We start from the raw sequence: 15,380 nt of genomic DNA, 5'->3' as shown, positions 1-15,380 counted from the left end.
GGAATCCGCGACCACCGCGTCGAGGATTGCAAGGAATATCTTCGCGAACCCACTGACCGTAGACCGGTCGAACAGATCGGTCGCGAAGGTGAACGAGGCCGAGATCCCTGCCTCCGCGTCCCCCTCGTACCGATCCCGCAGGGTCAGGCTCAGATCGAACTGTGACATCCGGGTTTCCGGTTCGATCTCGGACACCGCAAGGCCGGGCAGCTGCAGCCCCTCCCGTGCAAGGTTCTCGAACGAGAGCATCACCTGGAACAGCGGATGCACTGCGGTCGATCGGGTCGGGGCGAGCACATCGACCAGACGCTCGAAAGGCAGGTCCGCGTGCGCGAAGGCGCTGAGATCCGCCTCCCGGACCGTACCGAGCAGATCGGCAAACGATGCCGAGGGGTCGACTCTGGTTCGCAACACCAGTGTGTTGACCAACATTCCGACCAGGTCGTCCAGCGCTCGCTCGCCGCGGCCCGCGATGGGCGACCCCACGGCGATGTCCGCTTCGCCGCACAGGCGTGAGAGCAATGCCGCTAGCGCAGCGTGCAGGGCGACGAAGAGGGTGGCATCATTCTTGCGCGCAAGGGAATTGAGCCGCGCGTGTGTTGCCGCATCGATCTCGAAGTCGACCGACCCGCCGCCACCGGAAGGCGTCGTCGGACGCGGTCGATCGGTGGGGAGCTCCAGCTGTTCCGGAAGTCCGTCCAACGCCTCGGACCAGTAGGCGAGTTGCCGGGAGACGAGTGAAACTGGGTCATCCTCTGACCCGAGCAGATCGCGCTGCCACAGGCTGTAGTCGGCGTACTGCACTGTGAGCGGGGTCCAGTCCGGTGCGCGTCCTTCGGCGCGGGCACCGTACGCGGCGGCGACGTCGCGGGCCAACGGAGTCAGCGAGGAACCGTCTGAAGATATGTGGTGGAGCACCACAGCCAATACATGTTCGGTCGGGCCCAGGCGCAACAGTCGCACCCGTAGCGGGACCGCCTCGGCGACGTCGAACCCCTCCTCGGTCACGGCTCGGATCTGCCTTCGAAGTTCCACCTCGTCGGCGACCGTCACGGCGGTGAGGTTGTGGGCCCGATCGACCGGGAGCACGACTTGGATCGGGCCCTCCCCGTCGAGCGGGTACACCGTCCGCAGCGACTCGTGACGTTCGAGCACATCCATCAGAGCGTCGCGTAGCGCGGTTTCATCGAGCGCACCGGCCAGCCGGACCAACATCGGAACGTTGTACGCGGCCGAGGAGGTGTCGAACTGATTGATGAACCACATCCGCTGCTGCGCAAGCGAGACCGGTACCCGTTCGGGTCTGGTCCGAGCTACCAGCGCGGGCCGCGTCGACTCGTTCGAATCGGCACCGTCGATCACTGCCGCAAGCGCGGACACGGTCGGGGCCTCGAACAGGGCGCGCACCCCTATCGCCGACCCCAGCGCCGCGTTCACCCGTGCCACCACCCTGGTCGCAGCCAGCGAATTGCCGCCGAGTTCGAAGAAGTTCTCGTCGATGCCCACTCCCTCGGTGCCGAGCACCTGCCCGAACACCGCAGCGACGCCCTCCTCGGTAGGAGTGCGCGGGGGACGGAACTCGGTGGCTCCAGCGAGAAACGCCGGTGCCGGCAGCAAGCTCCGGTCGATCTCCCCATCGGGCAACGTCGGCAGCTCCGCGAGGACGACGATCTCGACGGGTACCAAATGCGCGGGCAGGGTCATCTCCAGTCGCTCGCGCAGCTCGTCCGGAGACGTAGATTCCATCGTCGTCACCACATAGGACACCAGCGCCGTCCGACCGGATCGGGCGGTGAGATCGAGCGTGACAGCGTCGGCGACCGTGCGATCTTCTTTCAGCGCGGTGTCGATCCCTTCGAGGTCTATCCGGTAGCCGCGCAGGCCGGCACGAAAGTCGTTGCGTCCCAAGTATTCAAGGGTGAGTTCGTCCGGTCGCGTGCCGGTCCGCCACCGCCCGGCGTCGCCGGTGCGGTACATCCGGCTACCCGGCGATCCGAACGGGCAAGCCACCAGGCGGTGGCTGGTGCCGCACAGGTCATCGCGGTACCCCAGCGCGACCTGCGCACCGAACACATAGATCTTTCCGGCCACTCCGGGCGGCACCGGATGCAGTCGATCGTCGAGGACGAACAAGCCCAGCCCCGAACCTGGACGGCCGTCGACCGTGACCGGGAACCCTGCCTCGACGCTGCCGTACGCAGCCACTGCGCCGCGGCGCTCTTCCCGGCTGGAAGAATCCGTGTCATCCGCGTCGCCGCCCACGACAGAGCGCCGTACTTTCAGTCCGTCGGAGGATGCGGCCGCCGTCAACCGGGTGAACGCGATCGGGGTCAGGTGCACCGTTGTGACCCGCTCTCTGTCGAGAAGCTCGACAAGGTCGACGGGTGAGCGCGCGGTGTCGCGGTCGACCATGGCCAGCCTGCCGCCGTGCCGCAGCGCCTGCCACAGCTCCCACACCCCGAAGTCGAATGCACGGGACGGAATCGACGCCCATACCTCGTCGCCGCCCAATTCATCACCGCCCAATTCATCGCCGCCCAATTCATCAACGCCATCGACGTTCTCGACAGCGGATGCCACATTCCGGTGTGAAAGCAGGACAGTTTTCGGCCGTGCGGTCGCCCCGGCGGTCGACACCACCTGCGCGACGGAGTCCGGATACAGCGGGCCCAGGCGGTCGAGGTCGGTGAGAGGCGCCGAGGATGCCGAACCGAGCGCGGCCGACACTTCGGCGGCATCGAGGTAGACCGTCGTGACGCCGGTGGCAGGAAGCGTTCCCGTCAGCGAGAGCACGAACGACGGTGCCGCAGCGCGAATCTCGCTCACCAACTGATCGGACCCGGCCGTCGCTTCCAGCACCAGAGCCGCCCCGCCGGCAGCGAGCACCGCCAGCTGGGCCACGATCCGGACGCTGTTGCGCGGACCTGCAATCGCGACAACGGTTCCGGGACCGACCCCCCGGTCGACGAGCACCCTGGCCAGCTTGTTCGAGCGGGCATCGAGTTCCCGGTAGGTGAGCGTCGAGTCCGACGCAACCACAGCGGTCGCGTCGGGAACCCGTGCGAGCGTCCTGGCAAACAGTTCCGGAAGCGTCACATCGCCGACACCGACGACCGCCGCGCCTGCGAGCAACCTCGCCCGATCCTCGGCTTCGAGCAGATCGATGTCGCCGATCGGGAGGTCCGGATCGGCGCAGACAGCTTCGAGGATACGAACGAACCGCCGCGCAAGCCCGCGCACTGTGCCGGGATCGAACAGGTCGACCGGGTAAGTGAGAGCCGCGCTGATCCCGCCGGGGCCACCGCTGTCGTCGCTTTTCTCCGCGAGGGTCAGCTGCAAGTCGAACTTCGAGTGCACGACCTCGGATTCGATTGGAGCGACCGTCAGCCCGGGCAGCTCGAGGTGCGCAGTCTGGTTGTTCTGGAACTCGAGTAACACCTGGAACAGTGGAGTATGCGCGGACGATCGCACGGGGTCAACCGCCTCCACCAGACGTTCGAACGGAACCTCGGTATGTCCGAGCGCATCTAGGTCGCTGTTTCGGGTGGCTTTCAACAGGTCGGCGAAACCCGCCGCCGAGTCGACCTGGGTGCGCAGGACAAGCGTGTTGACGAACATGCCTACGAGGTCCTGCAGCGCCGGGTCGCCGCGACCCGCAACCGGTGTACCGATCGCGATGTCCTCGGTTGCGCTCATCCGCGCCAGCAGAACCGCCAGCGCCGCGTGCGCGACCATGAATACCGTGGCGCCGTGGCGTTCGGCCAGCGATCGGATATTCCGGTGCAGACGCGCATCGATGTGCAGCGGTTCGACGCTGCCGCGCATCGACCGTTGCTCCGGCCGGGCCCGATCTGTCGGTAACTCCAACTTTTCCGGCAGACCGGCCAGTGTCTCGCTCCAGTAGTCGAGTTGGCGTGAGACGAGGCTGTCCGGATCACTCTCGGAGCCGAGCAACGTGCGCTGCCAGAGAGTGTAGTCGGCGTACTGCACCGGCAACGGCGCCCACTGCGGCGCCTTCCCCGCGCACCGAGCGCTGTAGGCAACCGTCACATCGCGGGCGAGCGGTGCCATCGAAGCCCCGTCGCCGGCGATGTGGTGCACCACCATCACGAGCACGTGGTCGGTAGGACTTTGCTCCAACAGTGCGACGCGGATGGGGACTTCGCTGCTCACATCGAATCCGCGCGCGGTGAAACGATCGAGACGCTCGCGCAGCTCCAGCGGATTCGCGACGTGGATGGGGAGCAGATCCGGCGCGACCTCGGCGGCGGTCACGATCACCTGGCTGGGGCCGTCCTGGGAGCCCGGATACGTGGTGCGCAACGATTCGTGGCGTTCGAAGACGTCGGCCACGGCCGATCGCAGCGCAGGAATGTCGAGGGACCCGATCAGCGCGATGGCAAGCGGGAGGTTGTAGGCCGCCGAGGAGGGATCGTACTGGTTGACGAACCACACCCGCTGCTGCGCGGGCGAGAGCGGGATCGGATCGGGATGCGGAACCGCGGTGAGGGGTGGCCGGTGGTAGCCGCGAGCGTCACCATGTTCGATCAGGGCGGCAAGCTCTTCCACACTCGGCGCCTCGAACAGGTCCCGCAGTCCGATCGAGACGTCGGCCGCCCCGTTGACGCGCGCGACGATGTCGTTTGCGGTCAGGGAGTTTCCACCCAGGTCGAAGAAGCTGTCGTCGAGGCCGACACGCTCGACCGCTAGCACCGATGCGAAAATCGCGGCCACGGACCGTTCGAGAGTGGTGGACGGTGGTCGGTAGTCCGTGCGGCCGAATTCCGGGGCGGGCAGGGCTCGGCGGTCGAGTTTGCCTGCCGGGGTCAGCGGGATCGCTTCGAGTTCGACTATCGTCGCCGGGATCATGTGATCGGGCAATGCTCTGCGAAGGTGATCTTTCAGCGCGGCGCCGTCGATCCGGTGGCCGCGGGCCGGCATCGCGTAGGCGACCAGGACTGTTTGCCCGGAGGGCGCAATGCGACCGAGGGTGACGGCGAACGCGACGCTGTGGTGCGCGGCGATGGCGGAGTCTATTTCACCGAGCTCGATCCTGAACCCACGTACCTTGACCTGAAAGTCGCTGCGTCCCAAATATTCCAACGTCAGATCGGTCCGCCAGCGGACGACGTCCCCGGTCCGGTACATTCGCTGCCCCGAGGAGCCGAAGGGGTCGGCGACGAATCGCTGACAGGTCAGCCCGGGTCGCCGATGGTATCCGCGGGCGAGTCCGTCCCCGGCCAGATACAACTCACCCCGGGCGCCGACGGGGACCGGATGCAGCCTCGAATCGAGCACCAATGCCTCGATCCCGCGCACCGGTCCCCCGATCGTGACCGGCCGATCCGGGTCCATCGGCTCGCTCACCGTGGCCATGATCGTGCACTCGGTCGGGCCGTAGGCGTCGAGCAGGCTGCGCCCGAGGCCCCACCGCGGCACCAATTCGGGCGGAATCTGCTCGCCTCCGACGAGCACATGACCGAGGCCGGCCAGCCGGTGCGGGTCCACCGAGGCCAGCAGGCTCGGAGTGAAGAATGCGTGCGTGATCCGCTGCGCTTCGAGCAGCTGAGCAAGGTCGGATCCCCCGACAGTCCCCGGCGGAACGATCACCAGCGCTGCCCCGGCCGAAAAGGCCATCGTCTGCTCGAAGATCGAGGCGTCGAAACTGGGGGACGCGAGGTGCGAGACTCTGGCCGCCGACGTCACTTCGGCGCGCTCACGCAGCTCCGCGCCGAGACTGGCCAACCCCCCGTGGTGAATGACCACGCCCTTCGGCACACCGGTCGAGCCGGAGGTGTAAATCAGGTAGGCGGGGTGGGACAGTCGAAGTGGCGACCGGCGCTGCGCATCGGTGATCGCGGCGGGCGACTGCGACCGGACCCGTTCGGCAACAACGGGATCGTCGAGCACCAGCCAGGGCAGAAAATCCGGGAGGTTGATACGGCTGCCCGCGACAGTGACGCCGAGCAGTGCACCCGAGTCGGCGAGCATGTGCTGGATCCGCTCGGCGGGGTAGTCCGGATCCACGGGCACGAATGCAGCGCCGGTCTTCGCGATCGCCCAGTTGGTCGATACGGAATCTATCGACCGGGATATCGCAGCGGCGACATAGGTTTCCGGTCCGGCCCCACATTCGATCAACATCCTCGCGAGCTGGTTCGAGCGATTCTCGAACTCCCGGTAGGTGACCTCGTTACCGTTGCAGGACAGCGCAATAGAATCCGGGTAGGCGGTCGCGGCGGCCGTCAGGAGATCCGGCCACAGCTGCGCGGGCGCGCCAGGTCGGCCGTAAACGGGAACGAACCGGGCCAGTTCCTCGCCGTCGAGGAGTCCGATATCACCGACCACGTCCAAGGGCCGGGCGGCAACAGCCTCGACCAGGCGGGCGAACCGGGCGGCGAAGGCGCGCACGGTCTCGGGTTCGAACAATTCGCCTGCGTAATCGATCGAAGCGCGCAGACCAGCGGGCTCGCCTGCCGCGTCGAACTCCTCGGTGAACCTCAGGTCGACGTCGGATGCCGGCGTCGGCATGACTGCTGGCTGTGTCGGAGCTACCGCAAAAGACACCCGAACCGGCGCCAAGGGAGACAGGCCGACGGGAAGCTCTGCGTGGGTGAGGGCCTGCGCGTCGAGATCGCGAACCAGGTCGAGTAGATCGACGAACCGGAGTGCGGTGTCGACCGGTGTCCGCAACACCACGGTGCCGGCCCTGGGCTCCGCCGCACTCACCTCGGCCGGAGTGCTCACGGCGACATCGTCGGTGTTCCCGTATCGGGCGAGCAGCGCCACCAGCGTGGCGTGCATCGCCGTGGCTACGGTGGAGTCGTGCGTGTCGACCACCGCAGTCAACTCGCGGTGCGCGGTGGCACCGACGCGGAACTCGATGTGGCCCCGCGCGGCCAGCCTGGCTCCGGCCCCGATGGCATCGAGCGACCGAGAGTGATCGAGTGGCAGGGGCGCCACATCCGACAAGCCCGACAACGTGCGAGTCCAGTATTCGAGGTCTACTGCAGCGCGACGCCTGCGCGCGCCTTCGCGGACCGAGCCTGCGTGTATCGCAGAGATCGGTGTCGACGGCTCGGCGGCGACGAAATCCTCGACCAGCCCGAAAAATCGTTCGTGATGAGCGCGCAGATCCTCGTCGTCGTACCGGTCCGGGTTGCCGCGAAATTCGATGAAAGTGTGCGGTGGGTTCCCGCTTCGGTAGACGTTGACCAGAAGATCCTCGACCGGGCCCGAGGTGACGACGTGGAATTCGCCGGTCACCTCACCGAGCGTGATCGCCTGATCGAAGAGCATCACGTTGACCACCGGCGCCGTCAGCCTGCGAACCGGGGAGTCGACGGCGTCATTTCCAACGGGTTCATCAAGGCGGCGGGGTTCATCGAGGCGGCGGGGTTCATCAAGGCGGCGGGGTTCATGCAGGTTGCAACGCTGGTGCCGCAACGCGCCCATGAGCTCTAGCTGCACCCGCTTGGTCAAGGCGGCAATTGTGTCGTCGATCTCGACATCGATACGCAGCGGCACGAGATTGACCAGCATGCCGCCGGAGCGGCGCAGAACCATCGTCGATCGCGCCGAAACCGGGAGAGCGACGATGACTCGGTCCGCACCTGTCATCCGGGACAGGTAGCAGGCGAAGGCGGCGACGATCACGGCGGCAGAGGTGGCTCCGACACTGGTTTCGGAGTGTGCGAGGCCGCGTACCGCCCCGTCGGACAGTGTGCGGGTCTCGAGGATGGAACGGGCGCCCGCGGCAGCCACTCGGTCCGACAGGCTGGGCGCCTCGATGTTCTCGGCGCCCCGTTCGGCCCAGTGCTTCATATCCGCGGCCCATCGACTGGACGCTCGGTACTGCTCGTCGATGTCGTACAGCGTGCGTGGATCGGCTGCCGGATTGGGTTCTGCGACTCGCTTTTCCAAGGCTGCCGTATAGAGCGCGGCAATCCGGTTCACCATCGTCATTCCGCCGTAACCGTCCAGCGCGATGTGGTGAATTCTGCTGTACCAAAGATAGTCTCGATCGCCGATACGCAGGATCGACGCCTTGATAAGGCGGTCGTGCAGAACGTCCAGCGGGGCGCGATAGTCGGCGTCCATCCACGCATGTGCTGCCGACACCGGGTCCGCTCGATCACGCAGGTCGACGACGTCGATCGAGGCGTCCACTGTCGGGTCGACGAATTGAAACGGCTCACCGTCGACCTCGATCACGCGTAGAAACGGTGACCCGAACTCGTGGGCAGCGGCTACGGTGGCCCAGGCGAGGAGATCGACATCGAGGTGTCCGTGCAGTTCCACGTACTGCGCGATGCAGTACGGCGTTTGCGGTGCGAACTGCTGAGCGAACCACAGGTCTCGCTGCGCCGAAGACAGCGGAAAGGCATCAGGGGGGACGACGGAGGCGGCGGAAGGTCTCCGTCCAGAACTGGGTGGAGTTTCGAAATCCATAGACTGGACCCTTCAACGAACTACCCTGGTCGCGTCGGTGCCACCCTTGCGGGCCTGGGGTGGTGGCGATCCCAATGCGGTGTTGCGGAGTGGCGGTTCCTTACGGAGCATCCGGCGGCTCTCACTGTCCTCCGGCTGAGGGTACGAGAACTCCGGTTATCTGATATCGCGGTTTCTTGATATCGCGGTTTCTTGATATCGCGAATCAGTTGCTAGATGTTACGTAGATCACACCTCCGAGGGGCGGTGGTCGCCACCCACGAGCCAGCCTTGCGGTACGCGTTTCGCGGCAACATCTGCTTCGCCGGGTTCTGTCGTCCTACACCCGTCGCGCGGGTCCCGCCGCCCCGGCTGCGCTCGATACGGCCGCTGCTGTTCTCGCGTGGGGAACACTGGCGTCGGCGTTCATCGTCCCCAGCACACTCGCCGTGGTCGCGTCCGCTCTCGCGGTAGCCGCTGCCCTCGAAATCGCCGGTGCAGCCGTGCGTCGATGGGCACCCAGAACAGGCAACGACATTCTCAGACGACCAATCGAAAACCACTCCGGGTGTCGCCGCCGTTGACGGGTGTTTGTATCGGATCGGTTTCTCAGTCCTGCACGTCGATGGTGTACCCACCGGGGAGGGCTTCCACCACCATTACGTCGTCGCCTACCCCGGTGGCGAATGCGGTGAATATTTTCTCGACGCCGTCAAGCGAGACCCACCAGTTCATGTTCGCCCCGCGCAGTCGCGGAACGTACCGGTATACAGCCGGGCATCGTCGTCCACGGCAGACCCCGGGTAAAGCGCACGCGCAGTGTCGACGACTGTGCGGCGCACGACGTCGAGATCTATGACGTCGTCATCGGCGGTCCACTGTGAGGGCCGGAACTCCACAGGCTCGAACGGCAGCCGCAACACCACTGGGTCCGGTAGCTGGAGAGCCGGTGGCCAGTCGGAACGGTCGAGTTCCCACACGAGTGCGCCGTCGTCGAACGTGGGAACAACCCCATCGAACTCCGTCTCCGATTCGACACTGGTCCGCAGCGCATCGAGGTAGTCGGCCAGACCACCGTATGCGGGGCCGCCTTCGTCTGCCGCGTCTGCGGAGAAGAAGCGGACGCAGCTTTGTTTCGGGCCGGGGCGTGTGTCGATGTAGCACAGGCCACCGGCACCGTCCTTGGCGATCGGGACATACTCAGGCAGAAACAAATGGGCGGTCTCCCCTGCCTGCTGAGCTGCGATCTGAGCTGGCCATTCGTCACCCAGGTCGTCGATCGCGTGCGGCGACTCAAGCCAGGACGAGCGTTCGAACTGCATGTCCTCGAGGCTCAACAACTCAGAGTCGAGCAGTAGCGTCCCGGCGAGACGGTCTCCTACCCACAGGTGTTGTCCGTCGTGCAGTAAAAAGAATTCGCGCAGATCATCCGGCCAGGGCGTGGTTGCACGTTCGATGTCCTGCAGATCAGCGAGTTCGCGAGGCGGCCGTAGAGACTCGACCGTGATCGGTGCCTTCACACGCAAAGCAGCTAAATACGCCGACCACACCTCGGTAAGAGTCACCACCAGAACCTATCCCCGAACAACCAAACGTCGCGAAGACACAGCGAACGTCCGGTACGACCATGGTCAAAATACACACCGAACCCGGAGAACGCCGCTCAGCGGGTAGGCCGAAAACTCCCCATCCACCGAGAGGAACCAAAAACGATGCACAACAACGTGGTCGATGCAGACAGAGGGTTGACCGAATCCGACTTCAGCACGGTTGCAGGGTTGATCCTGGCCGCGGTGACGATTGCCAGAGTCCGACGCGGCCAGCGATCGAGCATCGAATCCTGAGCTGGTACCTCGTTCGTCAGATGTAGTACTGCAGATGGATGTGCAGTCGAGTACCTGCTGATTGACTCTTTCCTGGAAGGGAGTCGTCAATGAGTAGGTCCGTCAACCGAAGCCGCTGGTCGATCGTTGCGTTGTCATGCGCCGGAGCGGCATTGGTGGCCGCGTTCGTTCTGGGCCCGGCCGCGTTGTTACGCGGACGCTATCCGCAGTTCCAGGATCAATCCGTCATGAGTGAGCTGCTCGGCCGCGGCTTGGTCGACTACTGGGGTAGCGGAGTCCGCACCTATCCTCCCGGCTTGGCGGAGATGGTGGACTACTGGTTCGAGTGGCACGCGATCAAGATTGTCATCTCGGTGCTGCTGACTGCGGTTCTGTGTCCGCTCGCGGCGACTCTGTGGCGGCGATCTCTGACGGCCGGCGTAGGTTGCGTGGTCGCGGCGGCCACTACGACTGTGCTGTCATTGTTTTCGGTGTTCCTGGCTGTGCTCAACATCCAGTCGACGGTCGCACCCGTAGTCGCGCTGCTTCCGATTCTCTCCGCTGACAACGCGGACGGGCAGACAGCGCAGTCTCTGATCGAGAACGGTGTGCAGAGCGGAGACTCCAGGCCGCCACTGCTCGAGCTGCTCACACAGGTCGAGCACTACAACTGGGCGGTAATTGTCGCTACCGCCGTGGTGATCGCTGTAGTCGCTACCGGAACCGTCATCACCTTCCGACGCTACAGATCGTCGGACACGACAGACGGTTCCCACCGTCGGATGTTCGTCGCCCTCGGATCGCTCGGTGCTGTGATGACCATTGCGATGGCGCTGCTGTTCGTCGCGGCCGTCGTTGCGGTCGTCGACCCAGGAGAAGCCCTGCTCGGCGCGGTCGGCCTGTGACTCTATTGCCGGCTGCAATCGCGGGCACGTGCACGGAACTGGCCGATGGAAGGGCGGTCAACGCGACTCTCAAGAGGGCGAGGGGGACTTGATCGGTACCCCTCGGCAACACTGAGACCTCGTTCGGACACTCTCCGCTCAAACGGGACCCCCACTCCTCCATCGCTCAGGCCTGACGCGCCGAAGCCTTGGGAAGATCGGTTGACTGACGAAGACTAAGGGCTGCAAACATCTCAGTGCAAAGCGCAATGTTTCGAAAACCAGTGCTTTAGTGCGTAATTGACGCGAAGCGTCACGCATAACCAGCGCGAACAGTGCGGAACACCGCAGGTCGCGTGCGAAGCAAGTACGTAGGCTACGACGGAGCAGCGACACGGCTGTGCGTTCTGGCGGCAGACCTGTCCAACGCGCAGGATCCACCGCGGCTTTCCCGTCGCGCGGGCTGACAACCAGGTGGCCTGGACGCTGCGGATAGCTAACGCAGATTCCGCGCCGCCATCGACGACGGTGCGAAATCCTTGGGTATGAGCTCGAACGATTGAGCGCGTGGGTGTGCAAAAACTATCTCGAACCGTCTGTTCACGTGCCGATTCGAGCATAAGCGGTAGCCTCGGAGCGTGCCGCACACCATCGTCGACGTCTCCGAGATCTCTGCAGGGCACGGTCCGCATCCCGCGGCCAGCCCGTACGATAAGCGCATCAGCGAAGCCCTCGGTGTACGTGCGTTCGAGGTGTATCAAGACGAGCTGCCTGCCGGTGCGGAAACGGTGCGTCACCATCATGTGGACGACCGCAACGAGGACGTCTACGCCGTCATCGCCGGGCATGGGTGGGTAGTGGTCGACGACGTCCCGACGCCCGTGAGACCGGGCCACTTCGTCTCCGTCGATATCGAGTCCACACGCTTCCTGCGTGCCGGTGATGAGGGGTTGACGTTCATCGCGCTGTGCGCCGAGCCGTGGACACGAAGTACGCGCTTGCTTGTGAGATATTCCGACTGCCGAACGCCAGTTCCCGCACCGTCATGCTGGGTTGACGGCAACCCCCGATAGACCATCGACCGGAATTTCGGCCTCCAAAATTGCCGTGTCGATCTACTTTGTCGTTGGTCCATCAGCACCAGGTCGATGCCGGCCAGAAACTCGGTGCGGTCGTCGTGTGCCCGCAGATGGGGCGCTGAATAGCCGTGGGATTCCATTCGTGCCGCGTTCCAGGAAGTGCATGAGATCACGGCGCTGGACGACCGAGCGCCGCTTGCACTGGGCCGCATGCTATTCGACACCTCCCCCTTGCTTGCCCGCCACCTGGGTGCGAACAGGGGGTCAAGCCGGACTCGGCGATCTCCATGATCAGGCAGTTCTCGCGGTCCGCCGATACACAGTATGCAACGGCAATCCACGTTGCCCACTTCCGACGCCCCGAAGACTGTCGCGTTTCCCCCGCGCCCCCAGACCCATTGTCGAGGGCATGGTGGCTAGTCTCATCCGACTGAACCGTATCTGGAGAGATAGCGGCTTTCGGCCAACCGAAGGCCACACAGATGCTCACCGCTAAGGTGATGTAATGGACGGGCAGGTTTTCGGTCTCAGTGATGCCGAGTCGCGACTGTGGATCTCGCTCACGGTTCTTTCGCAGATTCTCACACCCACCCTTGATACCCGCCTCCGGCGCGTTGGTCTGACGCATTTCGAGTACGGGGCGCTCATCGCACTGTCCGAAGGACCTCACCGGACGCTTCGAATCGGTGAAATGTCGGAACGGTTGTACGCGCCCCTGCCCCGGGTATCGAGGGTGATTGCCCGCCTCGAAGGGCGCGGACTGGTATCCCGCGAGACAAGTGGCAGCGATGCGCGTGCATCCGACATCGAACTCACGCGGGAGGGCAGGCAAGTGATGATCGATGCCTTGCCGGTGCACGCCGCCGCTGCCAAGGCGTTCATTCTCGACGAACTTTCGAGTGAACAGATCCGGACTCTTGCCGACATACTCGAACCAGTCGTACTTCGTCTGGACCCTTCAGGCCCACTCTCGGACGGATCGCCGACAAAGTAGCAGGCTCTTCGTCTACGTACCCCGGATCAGCGAATGATGCCCTTGACCAACTGTTCCCAGTTCTGGAAAGAAATTTTGTTACAGACGTCGTCGGAGATGTCGGCTTCTGCGAGGAAGTCACGAGCCGCGAAGTCCCTCTCCCCGTTGAAGGGATAGTCGGTTGCATGCATTATCCGATCCGGACCGACAACATCGATGGCCCACCCCAGATACCGATGACCGGCAATCCCGCCGGGCGTGATGTAGATGTTGCTGCGGAAGTACTCGATCATGGGTTCACCCCAGTGTCCGACAATGACCTGCTGGTGCGGGAATCTGTCGAATACACCGGACAGGATTATTCGCAGCAGACCGACGCTTGTCTGATAGTGCCGTACCTGGGCGCCGGTGCCGAGCAATCCGAAGCCCTTGTAGTACGCCTCATCGACACTGTCGGGGGGAAGGCTGGGATGAAGGTAGATCGGTACCCGGTGCTGCTCGGCGGCGGCGTGTCCTCATTTGGACTCGAACTTCCCTAGCGGCTGCGCGTTCTGCTGCAGTTCAATTCGCGCGGACGACCAGTCGGCATCATTGATGCCGAGGGCGTGGCGTAGGTACGCCAGAGTGAAACTCTGGAGGAAATCGACAACGTCCTGATTCTCGTCGGTTGTCTCCTTCGCATCGTAACCGGGAATGCCGCCCAGCGAGTGTTCGGCGCCGAACACAGTCAGCAGGCTCTTCGGCCCAGGGCTCAGCGTGTAAGGATCCTCGGACCAGTCGGGCCCTCGGACGGTGAGCAACGACTGGTCGTGATCGCCGGCGACAACGAGCACCGGAGCGGTCATGTGCGCGAAAGAGACGTTGAGCCAGGGCAACTTGTCTATGACGCCGTCCGCGAGATTGCCTTCCCCCGCGCCTGCAGTGCCGAGCAGGATCCCCGCCCTGACCCTGGAGTCGGACATGTCCTCGCCCTCTCCTGCTGGGGCCAGAACACGCAGACCGAGCAGGACGCCACTGGTCTGCCCTCCGAAGGAGTGACCGACGGCGGCGATTCGACCACGGTCCATGCGGCCCGACAAACCGGGGACGGCAGCTTCGAGGACGTCGAGGTTGTCCAAGACGCGCTTGGCGTCCTCGACTCGATACCGCCAGAGTTGGGCGGCACGAGTATCCGTCGGCGGTACACCGATTCGCCTCGAATCGAGATAGGTGGGCTGGACCACGACGAAACCATGGGCCGCCCAGTAATCGATCAACGGACCGTAGCCGTCGAAGTTCGAGCCGAATCCGTGCGAGAACAGGATGATCGGCAGATCCTGACCCTGGGTCGGAGCTGAAACCTTGACCTGCAGATCGGTCGCGCGACCCGGCGCTGGGAGTGTCAGGGGTTTCGCCGAGATGATGGGTCGACCGTTGCTGTTGTCGGTCTCGTCGAGGTGGTTCATGGACAGTCCCTTTCCGCACTGGGCGGGTATGCGCACGAGACCCGGGCAGTGAGTGGGTGCTCTGTCGGGTGAACCCGCGGCGATCATTGGTTGCATCGGCAACTATAGGCGTATTTAGTTGCAGATGCAACTAATCGTGATGGTGGCTGTCGTTGTAGCGAGCGGCCGCTATCGATACACCTGCCGCTTGGCGGCAGTCGTGTTCCCGCGAACCTGGGTGTGACGAGTTGTTAGACCCATCAACATGTCTCGGGGCGAGGCCCAGCAGGCGCTCGGCGTTGCGGTGGGAGAGCTGGTTCTGATCTTCGATGCCGACAGGTGCCGTCTCAACGAATTTAACGGCCCCGCAGTTGCCCTGAGCAGCATATCTGGGGGCTAGGCCGACACTTCGCCGGCGCAAATTTCTTCTGATACCTCAAGGACCCCGCCGGCAACTTCTCGGAGTACTACTCGGACATGGACACTGTCCTAGAGCATGAATTGTGGTCACCCGAAATGCTGCACGGTCTACAAGGCGTGTGGGCTTGGGGCCCACCACCCCCACCGTCGTTCCTGGAGCCAGACGATCTCGCGGCCCTGATGACGGGGAGCACTCCGGACTGACCCGGTACGAACCCGATGGCGTGTCCCCGGTGAACGGGGCCATTTTGTTTTAGAGTCTTGTTGCCCGTGAACTGGGCGGATAGGACGACGGAGAAACATGGCTGGACGAAAGCGCAACTCTGCTGAAGACATCGTGCGCAAAT

At 64.2% G+C, this 15,380-nt stretch carries 9 protein-coding genes and 1 pseudogene; 5 read left to right on the top strand and 5 right to left on the bottom strand.

Annotation, left to right across the window (positions count from 1 at the left end):
- The 3 genes from QMK17_RS22605 to QMK17_RS22595 form a co-directional block, all read right to left on the bottom strand.
- Positions 1-8,451, bottom strand: an 8,451-nt coding sequence (locus QMK17_RS22605) for a non-ribosomal peptide synthetase (protein ID WP_283511550.1), incomplete at its 3' end; no start/stop codon positions are given.
- Between the two features lie 588 nt (positions 8,452-9,039).
- Positions 9,040-9,165, bottom strand: coding sequence for a hypothetical protein (locus QMK17_RS22600; protein ID WP_283511549.1), 126 nt, complete (start codon positions 9,163-9,165; stop codon positions 9,040-9,042).
- The gene (locus QMK17_RS22595; RefSeq protein WP_283511548.1) at positions 9,162-9,995 is read right to left on the bottom strand and encodes an SMI1/KNR4 family protein; all 834 of its coding nucleotides are present in this window, start codon (positions 9,993-9,995) and stop codon (positions 9,162-9,164) included. Before QMK17_RS22595 ends, QMK17_RS22600 begins: the two co-directional genes overlap by 4 nt.
- Positions 9,996-10,142: 147 nt before the next feature.
- Between QMK17_RS22595 and QMK17_RS22590 the strand changes: the two genes are divergently transcribed.
- From QMK17_RS22590 to QMK17_RS22575, 4 genes are all read left to right on the top strand, one after another.
- On the top strand, positions 10,143-10,274 hold the full coding sequence (locus tag QMK17_RS22590; protein WP_283511547.1) for a hypothetical protein: 132 nt from the start codon (positions 10,143-10,145) through the stop codon (positions 10,272-10,274).
- A gap of 89 nt (positions 10,275-10,363) precedes the next feature.
- Positions 10,364-11,158 carry a hypothetical protein gene (locus QMK17_RS22585; protein ID WP_283511546.1) on the top strand — a complete coding sequence of 265 codons (795 nt, stop codon included), beginning with the start codon at positions 10,364-10,366 and terminating at the stop codon, positions 11,156-11,158.
- Positions 11,159-11,775: 617 nt separating this feature from the next.
- Positions 11,776-12,210 (top strand): cupin, encoded by a 435-nt coding sequence (locus tag QMK17_RS22580; RefSeq protein WP_283511545.1) that lies wholly within the window; start codon positions 11,776-11,778, stop codon positions 12,208-12,210.
- Between the two features lie 511 nt (positions 12,211-12,721).
- Entirely contained in the window at positions 12,722-13,210 is a 489-nt protein-coding gene (locus tag QMK17_RS22575; protein WP_283511544.1) for a MarR family winged helix-turn-helix transcriptional regulator, read from the top strand.
- Between the two features lie 26 nt (positions 13,211-13,236).
- On the opposite strand, the gene QMK17_RS22570 is transcribed toward QMK17_RS22575, so the two are convergent.
- Positions 13,237-13,671: an amidohydrolase family protein gene (locus QMK17_RS22570; RefSeq protein WP_283511578.1), complete on the bottom strand. Its 435-nt coding sequence runs from the start codon at positions 13,669-13,671 to the stop codon at positions 13,237-13,239.
- A gap of 33 nt (positions 13,672-13,704) precedes the next feature.
- On the bottom strand, positions 13,705-14,634 hold the full coding sequence (locus QMK17_RS22565) for an alpha/beta hydrolase family protein (RefSeq protein WP_283511543.1): 930 nt from the start codon (positions 14,632-14,634) through the stop codon (positions 13,705-13,707).
- A gap of 354 nt (positions 14,635-14,988) precedes the next feature.
- Here QMK17_RS22565 and QMK17_RS22560 point away from each other — a divergent pair.
- A pseudogene (locus QMK17_RS22560) lies at positions 14,989-15,237 on the top strand (VOC family protein); the annotation flags it as partial.
- Positions 15,238-15,380: the final 143 nt, after the last annotated feature.

Origin of the sequence: Rhodococcus sp. G-MC3, from assembly GCF_030063335.1 — a bacterium.
In the GTDB taxonomy this organism is placed as follows: domain Bacteria; phylum Actinomycetota; class Actinomycetes; order Mycobacteriales; family Mycobacteriaceae; genus Rhodococcoides.
The sequence above is the reverse complement of the archived record's forward strand: the minus strand, read 5'-3'. Positions and strand labels throughout refer to the sequence as shown.